Genomic DNA, 25,967 nt, shown 5'->3' on the forward strand with positions numbered 1-25,967 from the left:
CGTGTCACATCAGCGCATAGCCCCGAACGTCTCTGAAACGTCGAACCAGCTCGCGGAAGCACTGGCGGCGCTTCGGACCGAACTCGAGCTGCCCGCTGGTTATCCCGCTGAAGCACTGCGCGACGCGGAGGCCGCGGTTTCAGGACACAGGTTGCCGGCACAGGACCTCACGGGCGTTCCGTTCATCACGATCGACCCGGCCTCTTCCACGGATCTCGACCAGGCCCTCTTCATTGAGCGGTCCGGGAATGGTTACAGGGTTCTCTACGCCATCTCCGATGTGCCCTCCTTTGTGCCACCGGGAGGAGCGCTCGACGCCGAGACCCGCCACCGGGGACAGACGTACTATGCGCCGGACGGCCGCATACCGCTGCACCCCGAGATCATCAGCGAGCACGCCGGAAGCCTGCTGGCGGGCCAGGACTGCGGAGCGTTCGTGTGGGACTTCGAACTCGATGCCGAAGCAGAGTTCCGCACCGTCTCAGTTCGCCGGGCAAGCGTACGCAGCCGCGCCAAGCTCAACTACAAGGGCGTCCAGTCCGCGATCGATTCCGGGACAGCTGATCCCGTCCTGCAGTTGCTCAAGGAGGTCGGGCTCAAACGGGTGGAACTCGAACGCCGCCGCGGCGGAGCGAGCCTGAACATGCCTGAACAAGAAATCGTCCAACTGCCCGACGGCGGGGGGTACAGGATCGTCGCAGCTCCCTCGCTGCCCGTCGAGGACTGGAACGCCCAGGTTTCGCTCATGACCGGGATGGCGGCGGCCCAGCTGATGCTCGACGGCAAGGTTGGAATCCTGCGCACCATGCCCGCTCCCGATGAGCGCTCGCTGCTCCATTTCAAACGGCAGGCCGGGGCGCTCGGCAAGCCTTGGACCGAGGGGACCAGCTACGGCGAGTACCTACGGACCCTCGACGGCAAAGACCCCCGGCAATTGGCCATTCTCCATTCCGCGGGGCTGCTTTTCCGGGGCGCCGGCTACACGCCTTTCGACGGCGAAGTACCGGGCAGCGTCATGCAGTCAGCCATCGGCGCACCATATGCCCACACCACTGCGCCGTTGCGCCGGCTGGTCGATCGTTTTGTCCTGGTCATCTGCGAAGCACTGAGCAACGGAACGGAGATCCCTGCATGGGCCCGGGATGCTTTGCCGAGCCTGCCGGAGATCATGGCGTCATCCGACCAGCTTGCCGCCAAAATGGAGCGCCTCGCCTTGGACACGGTGGAGGCCGCACTCCTGGTGAACCACGTCGGACAGGAATTCGACGCCGTGGTGATTTCCGGATCGAAGCCTGCCAAGAACAACGGAAACGGGAACGGGAACAGCACCAACGGCCACAACGGGAATGGGAATGGGAATGGGAACGGCAACTCCCACGGCCCCTCCGGCATCGTCCAGATCGCCGAGCCGGCGGTCACCGCTCGTTGCGATGGCGAAATGGAGTCCGGTACGAAGGTCCGCGTGAAACTGCTTGACGCGGACATTGCCACCCGCCAAATCACCTTCGAACTGCTCCAGTAGCGCAATCAGTTCACAGGACCGCGGCCGCGATCCGGGGTTTATTGCGCCCAGACGCTAGACTGTGTGAGTAGTAATGGATGCCCGGTCGTTGATTCAGTTAATTTTTTGACATCAACAAGCCCGCCCCTACGCGATCTTGAGATACACCAGCTGGTCCCCAGTGCCAGTATTTAGATAGCCCGCGATCGGCTTCCACTGGATTTGCTTGCGCCCGTCCGTGCTCCGGAACGGCCCTGCCACAACCGTTGAGCACGCAGCGCAGCCCAAATGAATAAGGAAAACTCCACTGTGAGTGAATTGCACACCCATGAAGTTCTGACAGACGGAACCGAAACGATCGAACCCGAGGAAACCATTTCCTCGGACGAAACACCCCACGAGATCGCAGAAAAGTCCTTCGCCGACTACAACGTCCGCGCCGACATCGTCGAGTCCCTCGCCGACGCCGGAATCACCCATCCCTTCCCCATCCAGGCCATGACCCTCCCGGTGGCCTTGGGCGGTCACGACATCATCGGCCAGGCCAAGACCGGTACCGGAAAGACCCTCGGCTTCGGCATTCCTGCGCTGCAGCGCGTCGTCGGACCGGGCGACGCCGGTCACGACAAGCTCGCTGTCCCGGGTGCACCCCAGGCTCTCGTGATTGTTCCGACCCGCGAACTCGCGGTCCAGGTGGCCAATGACCTCCAGACGGCATCCCGGAAGCGCAACGCCCGTATCGCCACCATCTATGGCGGCCGTGCTTACGAGCCCCAGATCGAAGCCCTGCAGAAGGGCGTCGAGGTTGTCGTCGGCACGCCCGGCCGTTTGATCGACCTCTACAAGCAGAAGCACCTGAACCTCAAGAACGTTCGCATGGTCATCCTCGACGAAGCGGACGAGATGCTTGACCTCGGCTTCCTTCCGGACGTCGAGACTTTGATTGCCGGCACTCCCGCCGTCCGCCAGACGCTTCTCTTCTCGGCCACCATGCCCGGACCGGTCATTGCCATGGCCCGCCGCTACATGACGCAGCCCACGCACATCCGTGCCGCAGACCCGAATGACGAAGGCCTGACCAAGCGCGACATCCGCCAGCTCATCTACCGTGCCCACAGCATGGACAAGATCGAGGTTGTCGCCCGCATCCTGCAGTCCCGCGGCCGCGGCCGGACCATCATCTTCACCAAGACCAAGCGCACCGCCGCCAAGGTAGCCGAGGAACTCGTCGATCGCGGCTTCGCTGCCGCGGCCATCCACGGCGACCTCGGCCAGGGTGCCCGCGAGCAGGCCCTGCGCGCCTTCCGCAACAACAAGGTAGACGTCCTGGTGGCCACGGACGTCGCCGCCCGTGGCATCGACGTGGACGACGTCACACACGTCATCAACTACCAGTGTGTCGAAGACGAAAAGATCTACTTGCACCGCGTTGGCCGCACCGGCCGTGCCGGCAACAAGGGCACCGCGGTCACGTTCGTCGATTGGGACGACGTCCCCCGCTGGGCCCTCATCAACAAAGCCCTGGGCCTGAGCTCTCCCGAGCCCGTGGAGACATATTCTTCGTCCCCGCACCTGTTCGCCGACCTGGATATTCCGGAAGGCACCAAGGGCCGCCTGCCCCGCAACCAGCGCACACTTGCGGGCGTCGACGCCGAGGTCCTGGAGGACCTGGGCGAGACCGGCAAGAAGAACTCCCGTTCCGGCGGCGATTCCGGTCGTGGACGCTCCGGCCGTGACGGTGGCCGGGAGGGTGCACGCCGCGGTCCCAAGTCCGCTGAGACTCCGGCCCGCGACGGCGACGGTGAGGGCGGCCGCAACCGAACGCGCCGCCGTCGTACGTCTGAAGGCGAAGCAGCCCCCGCTCAGGCAACGGCCCAGTCTGCCGAGCCGCAGTCCGGCGAGGGCTCGGACAAGCCCGCCCGCGCACGCCGTTCCCGCACCCGCCGCCGCAACGGCGAAGTGGTCTCGGCTTCCGGTGCCTCCGGCGAGAGCACCGAGGCTTAACGGCCTCAATGACTGACACTGTTTGGGCGCCGGACGGCAGCAACTTGGTGGTTCACGCGGACAACGCGGATTTCCTCCCGACGCTGCCGGACGGCGCCTTCACACTGATTTACGTGGACCCGCCCTTCAATACGGGCCGGGTCCAGAGCCGCCAGGAAACGCGCATGGTCCGCAACGCCGACGGCGACGGCGACCGCGTCGGCTTCAAGGGACGCTCGTATGACACCATCAAGGGCGCCCTGCACCGCTACGACGACGCGTTCAGCGACTACTGGTCCTTCCTGGAACCCCGGCTTGTGGAGGCCTGGCGCCTACTCGCCGACGACGGCACTTTGTACCTGCATCTGGACTACCGCGAAGTCCACTATGCCAAGGTCATGCTGGACTCGATCTTCGGCCGGGAGTGCTTCCTGAACGAGATCATCTGGGCCTACGACTACGGCGCACGCGCCAAGAACCGCTGGCCCACCAAGCACGACAACATCCTCGTGTACGTCAAGAACCCCGCCAAGTACCACTTCGACAACGCCGAGGTCGACCGCGAGCCGTACATGGCGCCGGGCCTCGTGACTCCGGCCAAACGCGAACTGGGGAAGCTTCCCACGGACGTTTGGTGGCACACCATCGTTTCCCCGACCGGCAAGGAAAAAACCGGCTACCCGACGCAAAAGCCGGAAGGCCTGGTCCGGCGGATCGTCACGGCATCGAGCCGGCCAGGAGACTGGTGCCTCGACTTCTTCGCGGGTTCCGGCACGCTTGGTTCAGTCGCGGCGAAACTCGACCGCAGGTTCGTGTGCGTGGACCAGAACGGCCCGGCCATCGATGTGATGCGCAAGCGCCTGGACGGCAAGGCCACTTTCTACCCCGTCTAGCGGACTACCGAACTACCCGTGCCCAGCTCCTCGATGCGGGCCAGGACGTCGGGTGACGTCAGGTTCTCCCCGAGCAGGTTGGGTTTGCCGGTTCCGTGGTAGTCGGACGATCCGGTCATGAACAAACCGTGTTCGGCAGCCAGTCGCCGCAGGAACACGCGGCCTTCCTCGGGATTGTCGCGGTGCTCCACTTCCAGCCCCAAGAGGCCGGCGTCGATCATTTCCCGGTAGGTCCGTTCCCCGACCACCCGGCCGCGGGCCGAGGCCACCGGATGCGCGAAGACGGGGACACCGCCCGCCGCGCGGACGAGCTCGACGGCGAGCGCCGGGTCCGGTGCGTAGTGCTGCACGAAATAGCGCGAGTGCGAGGTCAGGATGGCAGTGAACGCTTCGGAGCGGCTCGCCACCGCACCGGCGGCGACGAGGGCGTCGGCAATGTGGGGCCGGCCCACGGTGGCGCCCGGAGCCACATGATGGATGACATCGTCCCAGCTCAAGGGGTAGTCCTCTGCCAGGAGCGTGACCATGCGTTTGGCACGGGTGAGCCTCGCGTCCTTCGCCTTGGTGATCTCCTCAAGCAAGCCGGGGTGCGCGGGATCGTGGAGGTAGCTGAGCAGATGGACGCTGATCCCCTCCCGGGTGCGGCACGAGATCTCTATCCCCGGCACAAAGGCCACCCCGAATTCCAGTGCCGCGACGGAGGCCTGCTCCCATCCGTCGGTGGAGTCGTGGTCGGTCAGGGCCACCACGTCCAGACCCGCCGCGGACGCTGAAGCGATCACTCCCGCGGGAGCCTCGGTCCCGTCGGAAACATTGGAGTGCGCGTGCAGGTCGATCTTCACTTTCCAAGCGTATTTGATTGGGGACGGCTTGGACCGTTTCGGCGTTGGCCTAGTGTCGGCCTTGATGGGACGATGGGACGGTGAACGATGCAGAAAACACCCAAAACGGTGAACCCACAGCCTCCCAGCCACTGGAGGAGCGCGTCAACAACCGCTCCCAGCGGCCCACATCCGATGCCTTCAAGGCGTTCATGGCCAGCAATTGGGCGCCCGCGCCGCAGGTGACCCCTGCACGTGACGCTGTCGCAGACCACGCCGCCAGACGTCGTCGGGCCATCTCCGACAAGTTCGCGGGCTTGCGCCTCGTCCTACCGGCCGGCCCGCTCAAGGTCCGCTCGAACGATTGCGACTACCGCTTCCGCCCCCACTCCGGCTTCGCCCACCTCACGGGCTTGGGCCTGGACCACGAGCCCGATGCCGTGCTGGTCCTGGAACCTGTCGAGGAAGGAACCGGCGACGACGGCGGCAACCACCTCGCGACGCTCTACTTCCGTCCGCTGGCCGGCCGGGACACGGAACAGTTCTACGCCGACTCGCGCTCCGGTGAGTTCTGGATCGGCGCGCGTCCGACGCTCGAAGAATTCGAAGCGCGCCTCGGGCTCAGGACGGCGCACCTCGACGAACTCGAGATGGCCATCACCAAGAACGTCGGCGCCCCGGAAATCGGCGGCATCTCCATCCGCCTGGTCCGCAAAGTCGACGAGAACATTGATGCCCTCGTGGACACGGCCCGCTACAACACCGCCAAGGATCCGGAGAACCTGGACCTCGGCGAACTCGATGCACTGGACGAACTACTCAGCGAGGCGCTCTCGGAGCTGCGCTTGCTCAAGGACGACTGGGAAATCGCGCAGATGAAGATCGCCGTGGCCGCGACCGTGGAGGGTTTCGCCGATGTCGTCCGCGCCCTCCCCCGCGCCATGACCCACCACCGCGGCGAACGCGTCATCGAAGGCGCTTTCTTCGCGCGTGCCCGTGAGGAAGGGAACGAGCTCGGCTACGACACCATCGCGGCCGCCGGAAACAACGCCACGGTGCTGCACTGGACCCGGAACACGGGCAAGGTCAACGCCGGAGAACTCGTGCTGCTCGACGCCGGTGTGGAGGCAGATTCGCTCTACACCGCCGACGTCACGCGTACCATTCCGGCCAACGGAAAGTTCTCGGACGTCCAGCGCAAGGTCTATGAAGCCGTCCTCGACGCAGCCGACGCCGGATTCGCCGCGGCCCAGCCGGGCGTGAAGTTCCGCGACATCCACACGGCCGCCACGACGGTCCTCGCCGAGCGCCTTGCCGAGTGGGGCCTGCTGCCGGTCTCCGTGGAGGAAGCCATCAGCACCGATGGCCAGCAGCACCGCCGCTGGATGCCGCACGGTACCAGCCACCACCTTGGCCTGGACGTCCACGACTGTGCCCAGGCCAAGCGTGATCTCTACCTGGACGGTGTACTCACCGAGGGCATGGTGTTCACGATCGAACCCGGGCTCTACTTCAAGGCAGAGGACCTCGCGATTCCGGAGGAATACCGCGGAATCGGCGTCCGGATCGAGGACGACATCCTGATGACGGCAGACGGTCCCCTCAACCTCAGCGCCGCGCTCCCCCGCAAGGCCGACGACGTCGAGTCCTGGATGGCGGGCATCTACCAGGACGCCGAAGCTTAACCACCGAGGCAAAACGCACGAGGAGGGCTACCGGATATTGATCCGGTAGCCCTCCTCTTTCGTTAAAACACGTAGACGCCGGCTTCCGTCCACTTAATTTCGGGTTTTTTACACTGAGATTTGCCGTTTTGACCACTGAGATTGACGAAATCCACACGGAGACGCCCCGAGGCACTTGTACCCTCCTCCTAGGCGCAGCACCGATAGACGATCCCCCCGTTTGGTGCCGTTGCCATACCACAAAGTGGTATTTCTCTATCTTCGAATCGGGTCAATGCGAGGAGGTGAACACAATGGAGATGGTCTCAGAAGATGTGCTGGAGGCGGGAGCCACCCTGGCCTGTAGCAGCGGGTGCATGTGCACCTGATTTAGCGCTCGGTTCGTTGGTGGCGACGCTTGTGCTTCGCCACCAACGAGCCAAGTGAGATAGCAAGGATACGAACAACACTGAATTTGGGGGGCAGCGTGCGCTTGCCACTGTTCAATATTTTCGACTTTCCAAAGCACAAGAATTTCTATGAGGCTATTCATGCTGCGGGGCCAGTTGGCGCGTGGAACCTTATGAAGGTGCTCGACGCCCTCGATCAACCCATCTACCGGGCAAACCAACCAGACGTAGATAATTTCGACGTCTTGAAGGCCCGGGCCCTGGATTTCATGAATGCAGTCCCTGGGCTTGATGGCTTCGACAAGGAATTGCACGCCAGGAGCTTTGCTGGGTACGGACCGAAGCTGCAGTTTGAATCGACCTTCATCAATCTGTGGATGAAGGACACTGAGACGCTGTTTCGGGACGTTGTGGCTGTCGATGGGCGCCGCCACCTTCACGAGGCGGCGTCCAGTGGCCGAGGGGTAATCGCTCTCCCGCTCCATCTCGGACCCTCATATGCTGCCATTCCCATGCTCGCTTATGAAATGCCGACGACGACGCTCTACAACCGGATGAATTTTGACGAGATCCGCGCAGCGTCCTTTCCTGACTTAGACTTCCGCGGGATCCGGCTCGGGAGCACATCGGCGATGCGCTCTGGCCTGACCGCCCTGCGTGAGGGCAGGATCTTCTCCATGTTCCCTGAACTGGACCCTCGTGGAGTGGATGAGCACCATGCCCGAATTCCCTTCTTAGGGACAACCATCATGGTTCCCACCGGTCCGGTTGTCCTGAGCCATGTTTCCGGCGCCCCTATGGTCCCACTCACGCTCAGGGCCGTGGGCGACGGCCGCTTTCGACTCAAATACCACCCTGCGATACCACCGCCGGTATCTCCCGGTGAACGCCGCCGCTCCCTGCTGGCCGTTTGGGATGTCATTGAGTCAGAGCTTCTCGCCGGCGACGTCGGAGAATGGGAAATGTGGTTCGAATTTGACCGGATGCTCCCCCAGGTCTGGGCTATCGAGTCATGACCGTCGCCCCTCTTCCCGCCATTTCCCTTAAAGGCGTTCGTCGCCACTATGACGACGGTGCCGGAAACGAGAAAGCTGCACTAGACATTGATGAACTCGAGATCCAGCCGGGTGAACTTGTTGCCGTCATTGGCCCATCTGGATCCGGTAAGTCAACCCTGCTCCAATTGGTCGGTGGAATCGATTCGCCGACTGCAGGGTGTATAGACGTAGCAGGACTCCGGGTCTCCGAGATGGATGAAAAACAGAAGACAATCTTCCGGCGGGAGAATATTGGATTCATTTTCCAGGCATTTCATCTTGTTCCAAGCATGACGGTGGTGGAGAACGTCGGGTTGTCATCGATTGTTTCCGGTCAAAGAGGCTTTCGTTGGCGATCAGATGCTCTGGTGCTGCTCGATCAGCTCGGGTTGTTTGAATATGCCGAGAGGTTTCCCGATCAATTGTCAGGCGGGCAACGTCAGCGGGTCGCCGTAGCTCGAGCGCTATTCGGGGCTCCTAGCGTCGTCCTAGCCGATGAGCCGACAGGAAGCCTCGACTCCGGGAATAGGGATATTGTTCTCCGTCTGATTCGCGACGCGATCGGAGACGGTCGTCGCACGACCGGGCTGATGGTCACCCATGATCCATATGCTGCGAGTTACGCCGACCGGATCATCGCCCTGCGGGACGGGAAGATCGTTGATCAGCTTGACCTGACCCTTAATGAACCAGATCGGGAGGGGGATTCTCACCATGATGAGCGCGTTCGCTCGTGGTTTGCGGCAACTTCGCTTTGATTTTCCCCGATATGGAGTCGCAGCGGTTGCATTGGTCTTTGGCGTTGCGCTCATTTTCGGCACCCTGCTCACATCGAAGAGCATCAACGACCAGCTGTCGCAAGGAGCCGGCTCGCTGTCAGGCATAGGCGACGTCGCGGTCGTGCCTGCTATTCCCGGAACCACAGTCCCGGAGAGCGCAGTCAAGGCCGTGGCGGATCTCCCTGGCGTTGCGACGCCGATCCCGACTCTGGCACGGAATTCGAGCGTCCGGCCTGCGGGAACCGTTGGAACAGGCCGCCCGCTGACGGTTACGGGTTACCCCACGACGTTCAACACTGAGCTTCAACTCATGAGGCTTGACCTTCGGGGCGGGCTCCCTACCGTAAACAACCCTGAGGCACTGGTTCCGTCTGATGTGGCTTCGCGCTTAGGGGTGGACATAGGCGATTCCCTGGTGGTCGCGTCGAGCGACGCTACCACGCAGCTGCGCGTCGTAGGGGTGTTCAATGGCAAAGTTCTTGGTCCGTTGGCGTACGACAACATTTTTGTCGATTTGTCCTACGCCCAGACGATATTCAACCAGCAGGGCCAAGTATCAAGGGTTGACATCCAGCTGTCGGCCGGGAACTCCGCTGAACGCTGGCAGAGCGAGTATTCGTCCAGCCTGCCTCCTCAGTTCAAAGTACAAGACACTTCTGCCTTCAATTCGACCCTCGGTCCCCTCATCGCGGTTGTTTCACTCATCTTGATGATCGCCTCCGGCACCGTACTGGGCATCTCGATCCTCCTATCGGCGACGGCCTTCCAGTCAGTCGTGAATGCCCGCCGGCTGACTTATGGTGTCATGCGCGCTGTCGGCGCGCGCGGTTCCTGGCTGGCGGCCGCCGTCCTTTATGAGGCACTGATGCTCGCGTTCGCGTGCTCGATGGTCGGGCTTGGGCTCGGGTTTGGTGTCAGCTGGATCCTCAACCAAGGGCTATCGTCGATGGGGAACATACCTCCAGCCACCGTGGCGGTCGAACTTTGGCAAGTTCTGCTTGCCATCCTGAGCGGGGTCGCCGCGGGCTGCGCCGGGGCGGCCCGGGCCATCATGAACGTGCTGCGCCAGGCCCCTCTTACGGCTATCTCGCCTGAAGGCGCAGAGCGCAGGTCTTCAAACAGATTCCGCGTCGCCCTCAGCATCATGCTCCTCATATTCGGAGCAGGCAGCTACTGGTACGACTCGCTCGTCGTCAAGCTCGTTGGCTTCGTCCTATCGCTGGCCGCCGCGGGCTTCCTCGCTCCGTCAATTCTCATCGCATGCACCAGGCTACAGATCTTCGCAGGATGGACAGGGAAGGCTGCGGCTCAGCGCCTGCGCAGACACGCATCGCTCGACTCCACGACGGCCATCATGGGGATTGTCGTCTGCCTGGGTGCGGCCCTTGTCATCGGGGTCGGCTCCGTACGGAGCGCCATGATGGACCAGATTGGCCGTCAATTCGGGGCCGACATTCAAATATCGTCCACGACGCCCATCGTTGAGAAATTAGACGAACGTCTGGCATCAATTCAAATGATCAACCGGGTTTCGGACACAGTTTGGGATCACGCGGCATTGCAGTTCCAAGGCACCACGAGCCAGGTTGCAATCCTTGCTGTCGATCCAAAGAGCTACTTCGCCACTGCTCAGCTTCCATGGCGCCACGGAAGTGACGGATCTGCACCAGCCGCCCTGGAAAAGGGAGGCGCGGTCATCATTCCTGAAGCTCTCGCCGCCAGCCGCGATATTTCCTTGGGCGACTACGTCAGATTAAATCGGGCAGGCAAGACCCTCTCGCTTCGCATCGTCGGGACGTATGCGTCCTTGGCAACAGGGAATCAGGTGGTGATGAGTCGCGACGCGGCAGCCGAGCTCGGAATTACCGGATCCAACGGCTGGAATGTAGAAGCGAGGCCGGGTGTCGACGTCACAGCGCTCCGGGACACGATCGCTGATTCAGTTGCCGACATCCCTGGCGTCTCGGTGATCACGGCCGCAAAAATGAAAGAGCGCGCAGAATCAGAGCTCGGCTCCTACGCCGGAGCCGCCTTCGGCATCGTTGTGCTTGCGCTCAGTCTCGGCGCAGTCGGCGCGGCCGGCCTGTTCTCAGTCGGCGTCGCTCGTCGGGAGAAAGAGTTCGGGATGTTGCGCGCGATTGGTGCCACCCGGGGCGACATAACGAGGCTCGTTGCGGTTGACGCGATCTTGATCGGAATTGCGGCGCTTGCTTCGGGACTTCTCGTTGGTCAGTTGGCTGGGTGGGTACTAACCCGGCTTGTCGCCGGGGCACTCGGAGTGACGCTGAGCACGACTGTTTCCGTCCTGGCATTCAGTGGAATCGCAATTGTCACCTTGACTGCATTGTGCTTGGCGGCGATAGGACCGAGCCGCAGGGCGGCTCGAATAGAGCCCGCAGCGGCCCTGAGGGCCGAGTGATGGCCGATAGAGGAGGAGCGAAGATGGGCTGCCGCCCGTTGAGACTGCGGGACAGCGTGCTCGTATTCAACCGCGATTGTCGAATGCAGTTCATTTGCACCATGGAACTCAGGGTCCTTGAATTCGACGTATCCCCGTTTGTGATCGAGTTGATCCCCTTGCTTGACGGGTCGAATTCCATCGAAAGGATCGAATCGATCCTCGAGGGAAGTGCCGGGTTCAGTTGCAAATCGCTTGAAAACGTCCTGGCCATCATGGAAACTGAGCGCCTCTTTGATACGTACCCGCAGCCGGAGCACCCGAGCGCAAACAAGTTCGAACGTCAAGAGAGGCTGTTCCAGGAGTTCGCATCCACGTTTTCCCTTACTAACTCGCCAACTCAACTGCAGGAGAAACTCCGCACTTCAAAAGTGGTGGTCGTTGGAGTCGGCGGAACCGGGACCTGGCTACTGCAATCCCTCGTCGCGGCAGGCATCGGCAGAATTGAGATTTTCGATCCGGACATTGTAGAACTCACAAATTTGAACCGGCAGATCCTATTTCAGCCTGGCGACCTGGGCTTGGCTAAGGTGGACGTCGCCGCCGAACGGTTCACGTCGATCGACGAGAACCTTCAGGTCACGGCGAACCGTCGCCGAGTGGTTGCCGCAGCAGATCTCGAATCGGCGTTAAGGGATGCCAGCCTGGTGGTCGGATGCGCCGATGAGCCGGACGTCGTCGTCCTCTCAGATATCATCGCTGAAGCCGCGACGGAAGCGCGCGTTCCCCACATCGTTGGTGGGGCGTATGGCGGGAACCTGGGCGTGCCCGGCACCAGCATCATCCCCGGTCAGACAGTGTGCTGGCAGTGCATCCGTTCACAGACCATGAATGATCACAACCGCGCCGACTTCCTCCCGCTCAAAGGACGAACGAGGAGCGGGGGGAGCATCGCAGCTATTTCGGGCTTGGTGGCGAATCTGGCGGCGTGGGAGGCTATGAAGATCCTGCTCGGGTTGCCGCTTGCCTTGTCTGGGCAGGTACGGGAACTCGACCTATTCACCTTGGACTGGCGCGTCCGGAAGCTCGCACGCCTTCCAGATTGCAGCTGTGAGGCCCCGCAATAACTACTGCTTCGCCTGATCCTCACCGTTTCCGGTCTGCTCGCCGGTTCCGGGTTCGTTCACTCGCACACCGTACTGTGGCCGTCCGTCCGGAAGATCCGGGTAGCGGACACCGGCCGTCGGCCGCGCGGCCGCAGCCGGGGCCGCGGCGTCCGCAACAGGCTGGGCGGGCTCGCCGGCCGTTCCCTGTCCGGCTTCCGGTCCACGCTGGCCATAGGGGTCTTGCCAGGACGCTGGACGTTCCGGGGCCGGGCCCTGTGGTGCACCTGGATGGACCGGCGGGTTCCTGTAGTCCTGCGGCGTGTATGCCTGCGGCGGCCGGCCGAAAGCCGCTTCGGAGGGATTCATCGGCAACTGGTGAAGGAGACGGCGGGCTTCGTGGGATGCCTCCAAGGCGACAATGACGTCATAGTTCGTCGCCACTACCTGGCTGGTGGAGGTGAAGTCCCGCTTCCCGCGCTGTGCTGCGTAGGTGACGATCCCAAAGAGCATGAAGAATGCAGCACCCATGAGGACCGACGTCACAATCGAGAAGGGGCCACCGGCCGGGGTGAAGAACGAAAGCATGACGCCCACGAACAGGCCGAACCACATACCGCTCAGGGCTCCGGACAAGGCAACCCTGGGGTAACTGAGCCGTCCCGTAACCCGCTCCACCATTTTGAGGTCGTTTCCGACAATGGAGACATGCTGGACGGGGAACTGCTGGTCGGCAAGATAATCCACCGCCTTCTGGGCATCGAGATAGGAAGTGTAAGAGCCCACGGTGTCGCCTTTAGGGACGCTGCGGGATTCCTCCGTGGCCTTAGGGGCACCGAAAATGTTCGCCATACCCCCATTCTGTCCCATACACATGTGAACCGGCTGAAATTCAGCTAAAAGAGAGCAGACTCGGTAGCCTGTAAGGGTGAGCACAAATCCTTCACGCATCTTTGTTGCGCGCTTGCTCGGCCTCGACGTTTTCGACCCCCTCGGCGATCGCCTGGGCCGGCTACGCGACGTCGTGGTGCTCTCGCGCGGCTTGCGCGGGGCCCCGCACGCAGTGGGTATCGTCGTCGAAGTTCCGGGCAAGAAGCGCGTCTTCGTTCCCATGACCAGGCTGACGTCCATGGACCAGAGCCAGATCATCTGTACCGGACTGGTCAATCTGCGGCGCTTCCAGCAACGCGGTGCCGAGCAACTGGTGGTCGGCGAGCTCTTTGACCGCAAGGTGACCCTCAAGGACGGCAGCGGCGACGCCATCATCGAAGACATCGCCATGGACCAGCAGCGCAACGGTGACTGGCTCGTCTCCAAGCTTTTCATTCGACGCGGCACGTCTACGTCCAGGCTCCGGGGGTTGCGCCGCGGTCATACCCTTCTGGTGGACTGGGCGGACACGCTGCAGGGCTCCGAGAACGATCCCCAAGGTGCAAGCCACTTCGTCGCCACGCACGAGGACCTCAAGCCGGCCGACTTCGCCGACGCACTCCAGGAGATGTCGGACAAACGACGGATCGAAGTGGCCAGCGAGCTGCAGGACGAACGCCTCGCCGATGTGCTCCAGGAATTGCCGGAAGAAGACCAGGTCACGCTGTTGTCCGCTTTGGACAACGAGCGCGCAGCCGATGTCCTGGAAGAAATGGACCCGGACGACGCCGCAGACCTGTTGGCTGACCTGCCTTCCGCCAAGGCCGAGGAACTACTGCTCCTGATGGAGCCCGACGAGGCTGACGATGTCCGCAGGCTCCTGCAGTACGACGAGGACACCGCCGGCGGCCTCATGACCCCGGTTCCCGTCATCCTTCCACCGGAAGCCACGGTGGCCGAGGCACTTGCCCATGTGCGCAGCGAGGAGCTCTCCCCCGCCCTGGCCTCGGCCATCTTCATTTGCCGCCCTCCGTTGGAGACACCCACCGGACGATTCCTCGGCGTCGTGCATATCCAGCAATTGCTCCGCAGCGCCCCGCCCGAACAGCTCGGCAGCATCGTTGACAAGAACCTGGAGCCGGTTTCCGATCACGCCAGCGTCAGCGAGGTCAGCCACACCATGGCCTCCTACAACCTCAACTCCCTCCCGGTCGTGAATAGCGCCGGCCGCCTCGTAGGGGCGGTGACTGTTGATGACCTCCTAGACCATTTGCTCCCGGACGACTGGCGAACCCACGAAGACGGAGCCCCGATCAGGAAACTAGGAGGCCGAATTGGCTGAGAAGCCCACCAGCGGAGGATTGGACACCCCGCTCGAGCTGCGCTCCCGCATGCTGCCGAATTTCGGCAGCGATCCCGATGCCTTCGGCCGGTTTGCCGAACGCTTCGCCCGTTACATGGGTACGGCGAATTTCCTGTTCTACATGACGATCTTCGTGATCGTCTGGATCGCGTTCAACGTTATTGGCTTGTTCGGCTTCCAGTGGGATCCCTACCCGTTCATCCTCCTCAATCTCTTCTTCTCCACACAGGCCTCCTACGCCGCGCCCCTGATCCTGTTGGCCCAGAACCGCCAGGACGACAGAGACCGCGTGACAATCGAGCAGGACCGGGCCCGTGACGAGCGCAATCTGGCTGACACCGAATACTTGACCCGTGAGGTCGCAGCTCTCCGCATCGCCCTGCGCGAGGTCGCTACCAGGGATTACGTGCGCGCCGAACTCCGCTCGCTGCTGTCGGATCTGCTCGAAGCGCAGGAAGAGTTGGGGCCGAACAATTCCGGCGGCTCCAACAACGGCGAGAAAGCCAAGGACAAAATCAAGGACAAGCGCAACAAACAGCGCAATCCTCCCACCCAGCAGATCCCCAAGATTCATCCGGCGCATTCCAGCGCCAGCCAATCCGAACCCGACCTCTCGGCCGTCGGCACGTCGCCAACGCGGAACCCGGGTCCCCCCGCCCAGCCCGAAAGCTGAACACCCACCCCATGAGCACACCATCCGTCGAGGCCCTCAACGCTGCCTTGGCAACCGTCATCGATCCCGAACTCCGCCGGCCCATCACGGAATTGGGGATGCTGGATTCGGTAGAGGCCAGTCCGGACGGAACCGTCCGGGTTGCGGTGCTGCTGACCATCGCCGGCTGCCCGCTGCGGGAAACCATAACGGCCGACGCCACCGCCGCCCTGACGCGGGTTCCCGGCGTGACCGCCGTCGATGTCGAACTCAAGGTCATGACACAAGCGCAACGCGATGCCCTCAAGGAACAGTTGCGAGGCGCAGGCGGGCAACGCGGAATACCTTTCAACGAGCCGGGCTCCCTGACGAAGGTCTTCGCCGTGGCCAGCGGCAAGGGCGGTGTAGGCAAGTCCTCCGTGACGGTCAACCTTGCGTGCGCCCTTGCAGCGCAGGGGCTGCGCGTGGGAATCGTCGACGCCGATGTCCACGGCTTCTCCGTTCCGGCGCTCATGGGAATCACGCAGCAGCCCACCCGGGTGGACGACATGATCCTCCCGCCCGTGGCCTTCGGCGTGAAGGTGATCTCCATTGGCATGTTCGTTTCCGGGAACAAAGCGGTGGCCTGGCGGGGGCCCATGCTGCACCGCGCCCTGGAGCAATTCCTCACGGATGTCTATTTCGGCGATCTGGATGCCTTGTTCCTGGACCTTCCACCGGGCACGGGCGACATCGCGATCTCGGTGGCACAGTTGCTTCCCAACGCCGAAATCCTCGTGGTGACCACCCCGCAGGCCGCGGCAGCCGACGTTGCCGAGCGGGCCGGAACCATCGCAACGCAGACGGGCCAGAAGCTTGCCGGCGTCGTGGAGAACATGTCCTTCCTGGAGATGCCCGACGGCGGCAGGATGGAATTGTTCGGAAGCGGCGGCGGGCGGGTGCTGGCTGAGCGGCTGAGCGCCGCCGTCGGGACCGACGTTCCGCTTTTGGGACAGATCCCCTTGGACATCCGTCTGCGCGAAGGCGGCGACGCTGGCCGCCCCGTGGTGTTGACCGCTCCGGAGACGGCTGCTGCACAGGCACTTCAGGCCATCGCGGGAAAGCTCAATGCCAAGCCCCGCGGCCTGGCCGGAATGTCCCTCGGGATCCAGCCGAAATAGCCTTCTTAGGTGGCTTCAGCGTCGAAGGGCGCTTTTTCACCGACGGAAAGCCGTTCGACAACCCGTTCGGGAGCTTTCGTCGGAGTGTCCACGGCTGCCACAGCGACAGGCGCACCGTCGCTGACGGGCTTCGTGTCGTCGTCGAGCAGCGCTTCCTTGATGATCCGGCGCGGATCGTACTGGCGCGGGTCATACTTCTTCCAGTCGACTTCATCTATGTCGATGCCGACTTCTTCCTTGATCTGCTCACGCGCGCCGGACGCCATGCGCCGCAGCTCCTTGACCAGATTCGTCAGCTTCCGCGTGTATTCAGGCAAACGGCTGGGGCCGATCACGATGACGCCGATGATCAGCAGGATGAGAAACTCCGAGCCATTGATTCCAAACACGTATCGAAGATTACCCTGTCCGTTGGTCCGCTCAGAAACCTGCGAGGCTCGCCAGGGTATGGAGTCCCCGTTGCAGCCGATCGTTCCAGGTCCCTGTGCTGTTTTCGGCGGGCCGGGCAACCACCAGCGAGTCGCCCGCTTTCACGAGCTCCGGAACGGCTCCGGCGGCCTGGCTGGCAGGCATGTCGGAGGAATAACGCAGCACTGCCACCGGCGAGGAGTAGACGGCCTGCCACGGGGCCCCCTGGGTAATGGACAATTGGGTCCCCGAAGCGCCGCTGCCCTCCAAGTGCTGCTCCACCAGCGTGGCGTGGTGGTCACCGTCACTGAGGTGCAGCTCAACGGCGGGGTGCCCGTCCTGCATCAGGGCCCGGGCGGAAACCACGTGGTAACCCATGCTTGCCATTTCGGGACATGCCCAGCCGTCCCTCCGCAGCTCGGACAATTGCTGCTCGCTCAGGTTCACCGTCCCGGCAACGCCGACGGGCAGGCTCAACTGCGAACCCGTCACGGGGAGTTGCTCTACGGCGTTTCCGGGCACGGTGGAACTGACCAGGGTCCGGACTTCCTGTTCGCCACGGTCGGACGCCTGGGGCGCAACTTCGCCGCCAAGCGCGTAGGCCGCAACCGCCAGGATTCCGGCGCTGACGGCGAGCCCGCCGGCCGCGGCGCTGGCGAGCCGGATCCCGTGCCATACGCTTCGCTGGGGCGCCGGGCGCTCGTCGACATCGGATTGCGCCAACCGCTGGGTGTGCTCGATCAGCCTGTTGGTGAAGTCCTGGCTCGCCTCGGGAACGGCGGCACGGCGAAGCCGTTCGAGGTACTGGCGTTCCCGCAGGACAGCGGCGTGGCATTCAGAGCATTGCTGCAGGTGGCCGGGGGCTCGGCTGTGCCGGATATTTCCCCGAGTCAAACCACCGAGTCGTCCTTTCAGCAGACCCATCGGCGACTAAAGGAGGCCGGCGATGCGCGGCATCTTAAGGCGCGGCTTGCGGGCCTGGACCGGACGCGGATCCCGGTGCGCCAGTTTTTCGCGGAGCATTGTCCGGCCGCGGTGGATGCGGGACCTGACGGTTCCCAGCTTCACGCCGAGCGCCTCGGCAACTTCGTCGTAGGAGAGGCCTTCAAGATCGCAAAGCACGACGGCGGCGCGAAAGTCCGGGGGCAGTTCTTCCAGGGCGCGCTGGACGTCGAGATCGAGGTTGTTCAACTCGAAGCTCTGCTCGGGACCGGGTTCATGTCCAGGCAGCCGGGATTCGGCGTCTTCGGCCAGGGCATCGAATCGAATACGGCTTTTCCGACGGGCCTGGTCGAGGAAGAGATTGGTGGTGATCCGGTGCAGCCAGCCGTCGAGTGTGCCTGGCTTGAAGTTTTCGAGCGAACGGAAGACCCTGACGAAGACTTCCTGGGTGAGGTCCTCGGCGTCGAACTTGTTTCCGGTGAGCCGGTAGGCAAGGCGGAAGACCTTGGCGGAGTGGTTCTCCACCACTTCTTCCCAGCTTGGCCTGACCCATTCTTCGGCTGGCGGGGCCGTGTCGGTGGAACCCAGGACTGCTGCCGTTGCCTGGACTGGCGCAGCACTTGATGCCCGCATCGTCCGCTCCCCTCAAACTGTTTGTCATCCTGCCGGTCACTCAGGAGTTCGTTGCCGGCCCTCACTTGGATGGCTGGATATACATCATCCCAGTGTTGCCTGAGATTTTGCTGATCGCAGGCAGGCTTTTCCCGCAGAGCGAACATCATCCGGAGGAAGCCGGAGAGACACAGAATTGCGGGCCGCAGGCATCCGGGCTGGGCGGCCCGTAGCCAGTAGTCTGGAAGAAATACCCCTCTGCCTGGAAAGCGAACCCCCATGAGTGCCGACAAGTCAACCAGCTGGTCCTATGCAGAAGATCTGCCTGCCGAGGACGACGTGTTGCTTCGCGCCCGTGAACGCTCCTTCGAGCTGGGCGTTACTCCCGTCAGCCCCGGCGTTGGCGCCGTCCTGACAGTCCTGGCCGCGGCGTCGAAGGCACAGACGGTTGTGGAGGTCGGCTCCGGGGCAGGGGTCTCCGGCGTGTGCCTGCTGCGCGGCCTCAGCCCGCAGGCCGTCCTGACCACTATCGACGTCGACGTCGAGCACCTCAAGGCCGCCCGCGAGGCCTTCCTGGAATCCGGCAGTCCGGCGAACCGCACCCGGACGATCTCCGGCCGTGCGGCCGACGTTTTGCCGCGCCTCACCGACTCCGCATACGACCTCGTGTTCATCGACGCCGACAAACCGAACTTTCCCGGTTACGTTCAGCAAGCCATCCGATTGCTCAAGTCGGGCGGAACATTGGTCATCAATGACGCGCTGGACAAGGACAAAGTTTCCAACCCGGCTGCCAGGGACAGCACCACCGTGGTGTTGCGCCAGATCGGCAAGGCCATCCGCGACGACGAACGGCTCTCGTCAGCGATGCTTCCCACGGGAGACGGATTGCTGGTAGCGGTCAAGAAGTAGCTGGCCCTCGTTCGCCTCCAGGCATAAACATGAAAGCAGGGCGCCGGCTCTTCTGCCGGGGCCCTGCCCAGTGAATCTATTCGGTAACGCCTACGAGGCATTCCTTGAGGTTCGCCGCCTCTGCTGCGTTGAGCTCGACCACCAGCCGTCCTCCGCCTTCGAGCGGCACACGCATGATCAGGCTGCGGCCCTCTTTGGTTACTTCCATAGGGCCGTCGCCAGTACGTGGTTTCATAGCCGCCATTAGGAAAATCCCCTCCAGTTGTCCCAAATCCCGCCAACCCGGCCGGGTTGGCTCCGCGTGGAATATACGGCGTCGACAGTCATGGCAGTTCAGTCGTCGTCGCCGGGCACCCGAGGGTGCCTTTGTCCTTGCTTGTGTCCATTATCTCGTAATTACCCGCCCGTAGCTAATTGATGGACTTTTCCCGCCGGGCCGTGATCGCGCTTGAACTGGCGAAACGACGCGGAGGCATCACGGAGGATAGTCGCCGCCGCCCGGCAACTGCGCCCACGCCCACAGCCAGACGATCCATACGATCTGGAGGAGGAAGAACATGACCACCACGGTGCCGCGGTAAGCCTTCGAGCGGGACAACCAGGCCGTGCTGAGCGCCAAGGGGAACAAGGGCAAGAGCATCCGGAACGTGCTCGTCTGGGGGTGCAGGAAGACCAGAAGATACCCCACGTAGCACGTGCACCAAAGCCTCAGTTCGGTGCCGAGGGCCCGGACAGGTTTGCTCAACATCAGCAGGGCAAAGAGCGCGACGAAGACGAACGGCGCGAGAATGCCGAGTACCGGCCCGAAGAGCATTTGGCCGGTCTCGAACCATGGCTTGAACGGAACAAGGTCGTCCCCTCGCCAAACAGTTTCGGTCTTGGTGTAGGCCAGCGGATCCCCCGTGACCGCCCAGGCGATGGCCGGCCACGCGAGGGCCCCCGCCGCGCTGACCCCCACTAGCGCGGCCAGCGATCCAAGCTCCCGGAGCGTCGGGATCGACCCGGCGGCGGGCACGTCGGCGGGCACGTCGCCTGGCACTGACGGGCGGCGCCCGAACCTCTTCCACAAGTGGTGGACCAGGAGTAGGCCCACCATGGCCGCGAAGGGCACTCCAGTGGGCCGCGACAGGCACATGAGCAGGACCACGGGCATCGCCGCGAGGTACTTGCGACGCACCAGCAGCAGGAGCGAACCCGCCAGGAGCAGGGTATTGAGGGATTCCGCGTAGGGGACCTGCAGGATGGCCGAGACGGGGAACATCGAGAAGAAGGTCAGTGCCCACAGCGCCGTGGTCCGCCCGGCGAATTCCCGGAACAGTTTGTAGGCCACCAGGGCCGCCCCAAGCCCGGCCACCATCGCGACGACCGTCAGGGCGGGCAGCGTCGCCAGTCCGGTGAGTGCACCGAGCGCCTTGGCAAGGTACGGAAAGAGTGGATAGAACGCCCAGGAATTTTCCGCGACGCCGCCGTTCGCATTGACCGGCAAAACAGAGGGGTACCCGTTGTTCGCCGCTTCGGCGTACCAGCGCCCATCCCAGATGGTGATGAAGTTCCAGTAGTCAGGTGCCGGCGGAAACCACGGATTGACGCCTTGCTGCAACGCTGCGGCCATGAAGATGCAAGCGCTGACAAGCCTCGAGGCGATGTAGACGAGGGAGACCTGGACCCACCACGGCCAGCCCGCGGCGTGGGCTCCGGCGCGGCGCAATCTTCGGACCAGGAATCCCGTCGGGGACCGCGATTCGAGTGACGGGGTCACTCTTTTGGGTCTTCCTGGTTCCCGGCTGCCTCCAGGGCCAGTTTCAGCCGTTCGATTTCCCTCTCCTGCGAGGTCAGCTGATCCCGGAGCTCATCGAGGACCTCATCCACCTGGTCCATCCGGTAGCCCCGCAGCCCAAGGGCGAAGCGCACGCGGTCGACGTCGGATGCCTTGGCTCCTGCCGGCAACAGGACCGGCGGCAGGTTCGGGACGGGTTCATCCAAACCGGCGCCGGAGTCGCGGGAGGATCTCGCCATTCCGGCGCCGAGGAACAACACGGCACCGATAATGACAATCGCGAGAAAGACCAGAAAAAAGCTCACAGCAACCATCGTGCCAGACTCAGCTGAGAGTGCAGTGACGGCAAGGCTACTCCGGGCGCTGGTCCCCGTTGGTCGAGGGTGGCCGCGGGATTCCGTGCAGGACGCGGTGAACGGCGTCCGCAGGATCGTCCACAAGCTGGATGAGGTCCAGGTCCTTCGCGGAGACCATGCCTTCGGCCACAAGGGTCCCCTTGATCCATTCGATCATCGGGCTCCAGAAGTCGACCCCCAGAAGGACGATGGGGAACGATGTCACCTTGCGGGTCTGCACCAGGACCATGGCTTCGAACAGTTCGTCCAGGGTTCCCAGGCCGCCCGGCAGGACAATGAACCCTTGCGCGTACTTGACGAACATGGTCTTGCGGGCAAAGAAGTACCTGAAGTTGATGCCAAGGTCCACCCAGCGGTTGAGGCCTTGTTCGAACGGCAGCTCGATTCCCAGTCCCACGGAAACGCCGTTGCCTTCAACGGCGCCCCTGTTGGCGGCTTCCATGGATCCCGGGCCACCACCGGTGATGACGGCGACGCCGGCTTCCGCGAGGTGGCGGCCCACCTGCACGCCCATATCGTAATAGCCGGTGCCCGGCTTGGTGCGGGCGGAACCAAAGACACTGACGGCGGGGCCGAGCTCGGCGAGCGCACCGAATCCTTCAACGAATTCACTCTGGATCCGCAGGACCCGCCACGGGTCGGTGTGAATGAAGTGGTCGGCTCCCCTGGTGTCCAGGAGTCGCTGGTCCGACATCGGCATAGCGGCCTGTTTGCGCCGAAGCTCCAAGGGTCCTTTGTGCTTGGCTGGCGGCTCTGCGGCTACGGCCGGAGCTGACGCTGCCGATCCGTTGCTCATCGCCTTGCCATTGGCGTCTGGACTAGGAACTTGGGGCTGGCTGGTACTCATTGACCTAGGCTAGCGCGGATGGCGGCTGCAGCCGTTCCGGCGTGGCCTGTTGTTTGCGGTATTGGGTTTCCTACCCATCATTTGCTGTCAGATAGCTGCAAAGCAGGTATCTGTTGAATCACGATCCACGTAAGTTAGTGTGAGCTGGCTCAACTTGAATCATTTCTTCGCTAGATTCGTCACATGACTATTCAAGCCGCCAGCGATGCCCTCGTCTCCCTGAATGGCGTCAATAAGCACTTTGGTCAACTACATGTCCTGAAGGACATCAACCTCCAAGTGAAAAAGGGTGAGGTTGTGGTTGTCATCGGGCCTTCGGGCTCGGGCAAGTCCACGCTGTGCCGGGCCATCAACCGCTTGGAGACCATCGATACGGGCGAGATTTCGATCGATGGCAAGAAGCTGCCTGAGGAAGGCAAGGAACTTGCCCTTCTCAGGGCCGATGTCGGCATGGTCTTCCAATCGTTCAACCTGTTCGCCCACAAGACGATTCTCGAAAACGTCACGCTGGGACCGATCAAGGTGAAGAAACAGGACAAAGCAACCGCGGACAAGGACGCCATGGCGTTGTTGGAGCGGGTCGGCGTCGGGCAACAGGCACCCAAGATGCCTGCACAGCTCTCCGGTGGCCAACAGCAGCGTGTGGCAATTGCCCGGGCTCTCGCGATGAAGCCGAAGGTCATGCTTTTCGACGAGCCGACTTCGGCACTTGATCCGGAAATGATCAACGAGGTCCTGGATGTCATGGTCCAGTTGGCCAAGGAAGGCATGACCATGATCGTGGTCACCCACGAGATGGGCTTTGCGCGCAAAGCCGCCGACCGCGTTGTCTTCATGGCCGACGGCCAGATTGTTGAAGACGCCAAGCCGGAGGAATTCTTCACCAACCCCCAAAGCAACCGTGCCAAGGATTTCCTCTCCAAACTCCTGACTCACTGACACTCACCGCACCCAGGCCGCGGGGGTGGCCGCACAATGAAAGGAATATCATGAAGTCTTTTATCACCCGGAGGAAATCCCTCCTGGTCGCTGCAAGCGCGGCGCTCGCCCTTTCGCTGAGCGCATGCGGTGGCGGCGGCGGTTCCACCACCGCGCCAAGCAGCGAGTCCGCGCCGTTCACGGTGGCCCAGAACGTATCCATCACGGGCAGCCCCACGTTCGACAAGATCAAGTCGAACGGAAAGATCACGATCGGCGTCAAGCAGGATCAGCCTGGCCTGGGCTTCAAGGATGCCGCGACCGGCGAGTACAGCGGTTTTGACATCCAGGTTGCCCAGTGGATCGCCGCATCCCTCGGTTTCTCGAAGGACAAGATCGAGTACAAGCCCATTCCTTCGGCCAACCGCGAGTCCGCCATTACCAACGGCGACATTGACTACTACGTCGGGACCTACTCCATCACGGACAAGCGCAAGCAGTTGGTCGACTTCGCCGGACCCTACTTCGTGACGGGTCAAGGCTTGCTGGTCAAGAAGAGCAACACGACCATCAACAGCGAGAAGGACCTGAGCGGGAAGAACGTCTGTTCGGCCACGGGTTCAACCCCCATCCAGAACATCAAGGCAAACTTCCCCGGCACCAAGACCACTGAGTTCGACACGTATTCACAGTGTGTCGAGGCGCTCAAGAGCGGCCAGGTCGATGCTGTGACTACCGACCAGGCAATCCTGATCGGTTATGCCTCCCAGGACACCGACAACCTCAAGGTGGTCGGCCAGCCGTTCACCACTGAGAAGTACGGTGTTGGCTTGAAGAAGGGCGATACCGCCTTCCGCAAGTTCGTGAACAAGATGTTCACTGACGGCGGCTCTGTGTGGCAGAAGATCTACGACTCCACACTGGGCCAGTCCGGCACCAAGGTCACCCAACCCGCAGTGGACAACTACTAAACCCATGTTGAGGGGGCGGCCCTTGGCCGCCCCCTCGAATATCGGCTGAAAGCGACCATTCTGTGAATACGCTGCTGAATAATTCGGACCTGTTCATCACAGGGTTCCGGAACACCCTTGTACTTTTCGTCGTTGCCGGGATCTTCGCCCTGATCCTGGGCACCATCGTGGCGACCTTGAGGGTATCCCCCATCCCTGCGATGCGCGCCGCAGCCACTTTGTACATCAACGTTGTGCGCAACACCCCATTGACGTTGGTCCTGTTCTTTTTTGCCTTGGGCTATCCGAAGCTCGGTCTCGTGGAAATTGATTTCATGACCGCCGCAACCGTCGGCCTCAGCCTGTACACCGCTACTTATGTGGCGGAAGCCGTACGCTCCGGCATCAACACCGTGCCTGTCGGCCAGGCCGAAGCTGCCCGTGCCATCGGCCTTCCGTTCACCCAAACCCTGACCCTGGTGATCCTCCCCCAGGCATTCCGCGCCGTCATCCCGCCCATGTTCAGCGTGTTCATCGCATTGCTCAAGAACACAACGGTGGCAGCCGGCTTCTCGGTCGCCGAAGCGGGAGCCATCAGATCGAATCTTTCCGAGCGCGGCGAGCCTGCCATGGCCGGGCTGCTCTGGGTCGCACTGATCTTCGTTCTGCTCGTTTTCATCCTTTCCTTCGTCCAGCGGAAGCTTGAAAAGAAATGGAAGGTGGCCCGATGAGCTCGGTCCTTTTTGACGCTCCGGGCCCGAAGGCCCGCGCACGCTACCGGATTCTCGGCGTCGTGACCGCCCTGGTCATTCTCGCCATCGTCGGATTCATCGTCCTTCGTTTCGCCCAAAGCGGCCAGTTCGACGAGAAGAAGTGGCATTTGTTCACCTTCCCGCTGGTCCAGCAGACCATCATCCAATCAGTGGGCGCCACGCTTTCAGCGTTTGCCACGGCGGCCGTGCTCAGCTTGGTGCTGGGTGTCTTCCTGGCCTTCGGGAGGCTCTCCGACCGCAAGTGGATCAGCTTGCCTTGCTATGGGTTCACGGAGCTCTTCCGTGCCATTCCGTTGCTGATCCTCATGATGATCTTCTACTACGGGCTCCCTCCCCTCGGCGTCCAGGGGATCACGCCTTTCACGGCAGTCGTTGCGGGCCTGGTGCTCTACAACGGATCGGTGCTCGCGGAAGTCTTCCGGGCCGGCATCGAATCGCTCCCCCGTGGCCAGAGCGAGGCCGGCTACGCCATCGGCTTGCCGAAGAGCGCGGTCATGACAAACATCCTGCTGCCGCAGGCGGTCCGCTCGATGCTCCCGGTGATCATTTCCCAACTCGTGGTCATCCTCAAGGACACCGCATTGGGCTTCATTGTGACCTACAACGAGATCCTCTTCCAGGCCAAGTACTTCGGAAGCCAGGCCCAGTACGGTTCGCCCATCATTCCTTCCGCGATCATTGCCGGTGTGCTGTACGTCGGGATGTGCCTGATCCTGGCCGGAATCGCCAAGTGGCTTGAAGGCCGGATGCGCCGCAACGTCAAAGTGGTGAAGGTGGCCAAGTCGGAGATTGTGGCAATCGAGGGCTAGTCGCAAGAACGTCGCAAACGTGGGTGTGG

25 protein-coding genes are annotated in these 25,967 nt (G+C 62.6%); 16 read left to right on the top strand and 9 right to left on the bottom strand.

Annotated elements, in window-relative coordinates; genetic code table 11:
• Position 1 precedes the first annotated feature (1 nt).
• The 3 genes from AB4068_RS01525 to AB4068_RS01535 all read left to right on the top strand — a co-directional run bounded on the left by AB4068_RS01525 (position 2) and on the right by AB4068_RS01535 (position 4,377).
• Positions 2 to 1,522: an RNB domain-containing ribonuclease gene (locus AB4068_RS01525; protein ID WP_441432522.1), complete on the top strand. Its 1,521-nt coding sequence runs from the start codon at positions 2 to 4 to the stop codon at positions 1,520 to 1,522.
• A 288-nt stretch (positions 1,523 to 1,810) separates the two neighbouring features.
• On the top strand, positions 1,811 to 3,505 hold the full coding sequence (locus tag AB4068_RS01530; protein WP_441432523.1) for a DEAD/DEAH box helicase: 1,695 nt from the start codon (positions 1,811 to 1,813) through the stop codon (positions 3,503 to 3,505).
• A gap of 8 nt (positions 3,506 to 3,513) precedes the next feature.
• Positions 3,514 to 4,377, top strand: a complete 864-nt coding sequence (locus AB4068_RS01535; protein ID WP_441432524.1) for a DNA-methyltransferase — start codon at positions 3,514 to 3,516, stop codon at positions 4,375 to 4,377.
• Here the strand turns inward: AB4068_RS01535 and AB4068_RS01540 are convergent.
• Complete coding sequence (locus AB4068_RS01540; protein ID WP_306964279.1) at positions 4,374 to 5,219, bottom strand: PHP domain-containing protein; 846 nt, start codon at positions 5,217 to 5,219, stop codon at positions 4,374 to 4,376. The two genes, AB4068_RS01535 and AB4068_RS01540, sit on opposite strands and share 4 nt — an antisense overlap.
• Positions 5,220 to 5,299: 80 nt before the next feature.
• On the opposite strand from AB4068_RS01540, the gene AB4068_RS01545 reads away from it, so the two are divergent.
• From AB4068_RS01545 to AB4068_RS01565, 5 genes are all read left to right on the top strand, one after another.
• On the top strand, positions 5,300 to 6,883 hold the full coding sequence (locus AB4068_RS01545) for an aminopeptidase P family protein (RefSeq protein WP_441432525.1): 1,584 nt from the start codon (positions 5,300 to 5,302) through the stop codon (positions 6,881 to 6,883).
• Positions 6,884 to 7,349: 466 nt separating this feature from the next.
• The gene (locus tag AB4068_RS01550; RefSeq protein WP_441432526.1) at positions 7,350 to 8,288 is read left to right on the top strand and encodes a lysophospholipid acyltransferase family protein; all 939 of its coding nucleotides are present in this window, start codon (positions 7,350 to 7,352) and stop codon (positions 8,286 to 8,288) included.
• Positions 8,285 to 9,067, top strand: coding sequence for an ABC transporter ATP-binding protein (locus tag AB4068_RS01555; protein ID WP_306964273.1), 783 nt, complete (start codon positions 8,285 to 8,287; stop codon positions 9,065 to 9,067). The genes AB4068_RS01550 and AB4068_RS01555 overlap by 4 nt, the downstream gene beginning before the upstream one ends.
• Positions 9,068 to 9,098: 31 nt before the next feature.
• On the top strand, positions 9,099 to 11,507 hold the full coding sequence (locus tag AB4068_RS01560) for an FtsX-like permease family protein (RefSeq protein WP_441432527.1): 2,409 nt from the start codon (positions 9,099 to 9,101) through the stop codon (positions 11,505 to 11,507).
• A gap of 101 nt (positions 11,508 to 11,608) precedes the next feature.
• A complete protein-coding gene (locus AB4068_RS01565) occupies positions 11,609 to 12,613 on the top strand; it encodes a HesA/MoeB/ThiF family protein (protein ID WP_172465471.1) in 1,005 nt (334 codons plus the stop codon).
• On the opposite strand, the gene AB4068_RS01570 is transcribed toward AB4068_RS01565, so the two are convergent.
• A complete protein-coding gene (locus AB4068_RS01570) occupies positions 12,614 to 13,441 on the bottom strand; it encodes a general stress protein (protein ID WP_441432528.1) in 828 nt (275 codons plus the stop codon).
• Between the two features lie 76 nt (positions 13,442 to 13,517).
• Here AB4068_RS01570 and AB4068_RS01575 point away from each other — a divergent pair, with 76 nt between their 5' ends.
• The 3 genes from AB4068_RS01575 to AB4068_RS01585 are packed head-to-tail and all read left to right on the top strand — an operon-like array spanning position 13,518 to position 16,634.
• The gene (locus AB4068_RS01575; RefSeq protein ID WP_236812034.1) at positions 13,518 to 14,801 is read left to right on the top strand and encodes a magnesium transporter MgtE N-terminal domain-containing protein; all 1,284 of its coding nucleotides are present in this window, start codon (positions 13,518 to 13,520) and stop codon (positions 14,799 to 14,801) included.
• Between the two features lie 49 nt (positions 14,802 to 14,850).
• Positions 14,851 to 15,495, top strand: coding sequence for a DUF1003 domain-containing protein (locus AB4068_RS01580; RefSeq protein ID WP_307055270.1), 645 nt, complete (start codon positions 14,851 to 14,853; stop codon positions 15,493 to 15,495).
• Positions 15,496 to 15,506: 11 nt separating this feature from the next.
• Positions 15,507 to 16,634 (top strand): Mrp/NBP35 family ATP-binding protein, encoded by a 1,128-nt coding sequence (locus AB4068_RS01585; RefSeq protein WP_284991441.1) that lies wholly within the window; start codon positions 15,507 to 15,509, stop codon positions 16,632 to 16,634.
• A 5-nt stretch (positions 16,635 to 16,639) separates the two neighbouring features.
• On the opposite strand, the gene AB4068_RS01590 is transcribed toward AB4068_RS01585, so the two are convergent.
• Genes AB4068_RS01590 through sigE form a run of 3 tightly spaced genes read right to left on the bottom strand, consistent with a single transcriptional unit; the run spans position 16,640 to position 18,617 of the window.
• Positions 16,640 to 17,023 carry a twin-arginine translocase TatA/TatE family subunit gene (locus tag AB4068_RS01590; RefSeq protein WP_059387493.1) on the bottom strand — a complete coding sequence of 128 codons (384 nt, stop codon included), beginning with the start codon at positions 17,021 to 17,023 and terminating at the stop codon, positions 16,640 to 16,642.
• A 31-nt stretch (positions 17,024 to 17,054) separates the two neighbouring features.
• Complete coding sequence (locus AB4068_RS01595; protein ID WP_441432529.1) at positions 17,055 to 17,936, bottom strand: hypothetical protein; 882 nt, start codon at positions 17,934 to 17,936, stop codon at positions 17,055 to 17,057.
• A gap of 36 nt (positions 17,937 to 17,972) precedes the next feature.
• A complete protein-coding gene (gene sigE, locus AB4068_RS01600) occupies positions 17,973 to 18,617 on the bottom strand; it encodes an RNA polymerase sigma factor SigE (protein ID WP_059387491.1) in 645 nt (214 codons plus the stop codon).
• Positions 18,618 to 18,875: 258 nt separating this feature from the next.
• Between sigE and AB4068_RS01605 the strand changes: the two genes are divergently transcribed.
• Positions 18,876 to 19,508: an O-methyltransferase gene (locus tag AB4068_RS01605; protein WP_059387489.1), complete on the top strand. Its 633-nt coding sequence runs from the start codon at positions 18,876 to 18,878 to the stop codon at positions 19,506 to 19,508.
• Positions 19,509 to 19,584: 76 nt separating this feature from the next.
• Here the strand turns inward: AB4068_RS01605 and AB4068_RS01610 are convergent, their stop codons facing one another.
• The 4 genes from AB4068_RS01610 to AB4068_RS01625 all read right to left on the bottom strand — a co-directional run bounded on the left by AB4068_RS01610 (position 19,585) and on the right by AB4068_RS01625 (position 22,437).
• Positions 19,585 to 19,752, bottom strand: a complete 168-nt coding sequence (locus AB4068_RS01610) for a DUF3117 domain-containing protein (protein ID WP_009357720.1) — start codon at positions 19,750 to 19,752, stop codon at positions 19,585 to 19,587.
• Between the two features lie 231 nt (positions 19,753 to 19,983).
• Positions 19,984 to 21,267, bottom strand: coding sequence for a hypothetical protein (locus AB4068_RS01615; protein WP_370872279.1), 1,284 nt, complete (start codon positions 21,265 to 21,267; stop codon positions 19,984 to 19,986).
• Positions 21,264 to 21,599, bottom strand: coding sequence for a DivIVA domain-containing protein (locus tag AB4068_RS01620; protein WP_059387488.1), 336 nt, complete (start codon positions 21,597 to 21,599; stop codon positions 21,264 to 21,266). The genes AB4068_RS01615 and AB4068_RS01620 overlap by 4 nt, the downstream gene beginning before the upstream one ends.
• A gap of 37 nt (positions 21,600 to 21,636) precedes the next feature.
• A complete protein-coding gene (locus AB4068_RS01625; protein WP_059387487.1) occupies positions 21,637 to 22,437 on the bottom strand; it encodes a TIGR00730 family Rossman fold protein in 801 nt (266 codons plus the stop codon).
• Between the two features lie 234 nt (positions 22,438 to 22,671).
• Between AB4068_RS01625 and AB4068_RS01630 the strand changes: the two genes are divergently transcribed.
• From AB4068_RS01630 to AB4068_RS01645, 4 genes are all read left to right on the top strand, one after another.
• Positions 22,672 to 23,427: an amino acid ABC transporter ATP-binding protein gene (locus AB4068_RS01630; protein ID WP_059387486.1), complete on the top strand. Its 756-nt coding sequence runs from the start codon at positions 22,672 to 22,674 to the stop codon at positions 23,425 to 23,427.
• Positions 23,428 to 23,477: 50 nt separating this feature from the next.
• Positions 23,478 to 24,377: a glutamate ABC transporter substrate-binding protein gene (locus tag AB4068_RS01635; protein ID WP_059387485.1), complete on the top strand. Its 900-nt coding sequence runs from the start codon at positions 23,478 to 23,480 to the stop codon at positions 24,375 to 24,377.
• A 62-nt stretch (positions 24,378 to 24,439) separates the two neighbouring features.
• Positions 24,440 to 25,087: an amino acid ABC transporter permease gene (locus AB4068_RS01640; RefSeq protein WP_059387484.1), complete on the top strand. Its 648-nt coding sequence runs from the start codon at positions 24,440 to 24,442 to the stop codon at positions 25,085 to 25,087.
• Positions 25,084 to 25,938, top strand: a complete 855-nt coding sequence (locus AB4068_RS01645; protein ID WP_059387483.1) for an amino acid ABC transporter permease — start codon at positions 25,084 to 25,086, stop codon at positions 25,936 to 25,938. The genes AB4068_RS01640 and AB4068_RS01645 overlap by 4 nt, the downstream gene beginning before the upstream one ends.
• Positions 25,939 to 25,967: the final 29 nt, after the last annotated feature.

Source organism: Arthrobacter sp. 2RAF22 (assembly GCF_052115325.1).
In the GTDB taxonomy this organism is placed as follows: domain Bacteria; phylum Actinomycetota; class Actinomycetes; order Actinomycetales; family Micrococcaceae; genus Arthrobacter.

What these genes read in the sequence shown, in the direction of transcription:
- AB4068_RS01535 (WP_441432524.1), top strand. Translation starts at nt 3,514, where the DNA reads ATGACTGACACTGTTTGGGCGCCGGACGGCAGCAACTTGGTGGTTCAC.
- AB4068_RS01645 (WP_059387483.1), top strand. Translation starts at nt 25,084, where the DNA reads ATGAGCTCGGTCCTTTTTGACGCTCCGGGCCCGAAGGCCCGCGCACGC.
- AB4068_RS01610 (WP_009357720.1), bottom strand. Translation starts at nt 19,752, where the DNA reads ATGGCGGCTATGAAACCACGTACTGGCGACGGCCCTATGGAAGTAACC.
- AB4068_RS01625 (WP_059387487.1), bottom strand. Translation starts at nt 22,437, where the DNA reads ATGAGCAACGGATCGGCAGCGTCAGCTCCGGCCGTAGCCGCAGAGCCG.
- AB4068_RS01630 (WP_059387486.1), top strand. Translation starts at nt 22,672, where the DNA reads ATGACTATTCAAGCCGCCAGCGATGCCCTCGTCTCCCTGAATGGCGTC.
- AB4068_RS01570 (WP_441432528.1), bottom strand. Translation starts at nt 13,441, where the DNA reads ATGGCGAACATTTTCGGTGCCCCTAAGGCCACGGAGGAATCCCGCAGC.
- AB4068_RS01555 (WP_306964273.1), top strand. Translation starts at nt 8,285, where the DNA reads ATGACCGTCGCCCCTCTTCCCGCCATTTCCCTTAAAGGCGTTCGTCGC.
- sigE (WP_059387491.1), bottom strand. Translation starts at nt 18,617, where the DNA reads ATGCGGGCATCAAGTGCTGCGCCAGTCCAGGCAACGGCAGCAGTCCTG.
- AB4068_RS01635 (WP_059387485.1), top strand. Translation starts at nt 23,478, where the DNA reads ATGAAGTCTTTTATCACCCGGAGGAAATCCCTCCTGGTCGCTGCAAGC.
- AB4068_RS01605 (WP_059387489.1), top strand. Translation starts at nt 18,876, where the DNA reads ATGAGTGCCGACAAGTCAACCAGCTGGTCCTATGCAGAAGATCTGCCT.
- AB4068_RS01580 (WP_307055270.1), top strand. Translation starts at nt 14,851, where the DNA reads ATGCTGCCGAATTTCGGCAGCGATCCCGATGCCTTCGGCCGGTTTGCC.
- AB4068_RS01620 (WP_059387488.1), bottom strand. Translation starts at nt 21,599, where the DNA reads ATGGTTGCTGTGAGCTTTTTTCTGGTCTTTCTCGCGATTGTCATTATC.
- AB4068_RS01585 (WP_284991441.1), top strand. Translation starts at nt 15,507, where the DNA reads ATGAGCACACCATCCGTCGAGGCCCTCAACGCTGCCTTGGCAACCGTC.
- AB4068_RS01565 (WP_172465471.1), top strand. Translation starts at nt 11,609, where the DNA reads ATGGAACTCAGGGTCCTTGAATTCGACGTATCCCCGTTTGTGATCGAG.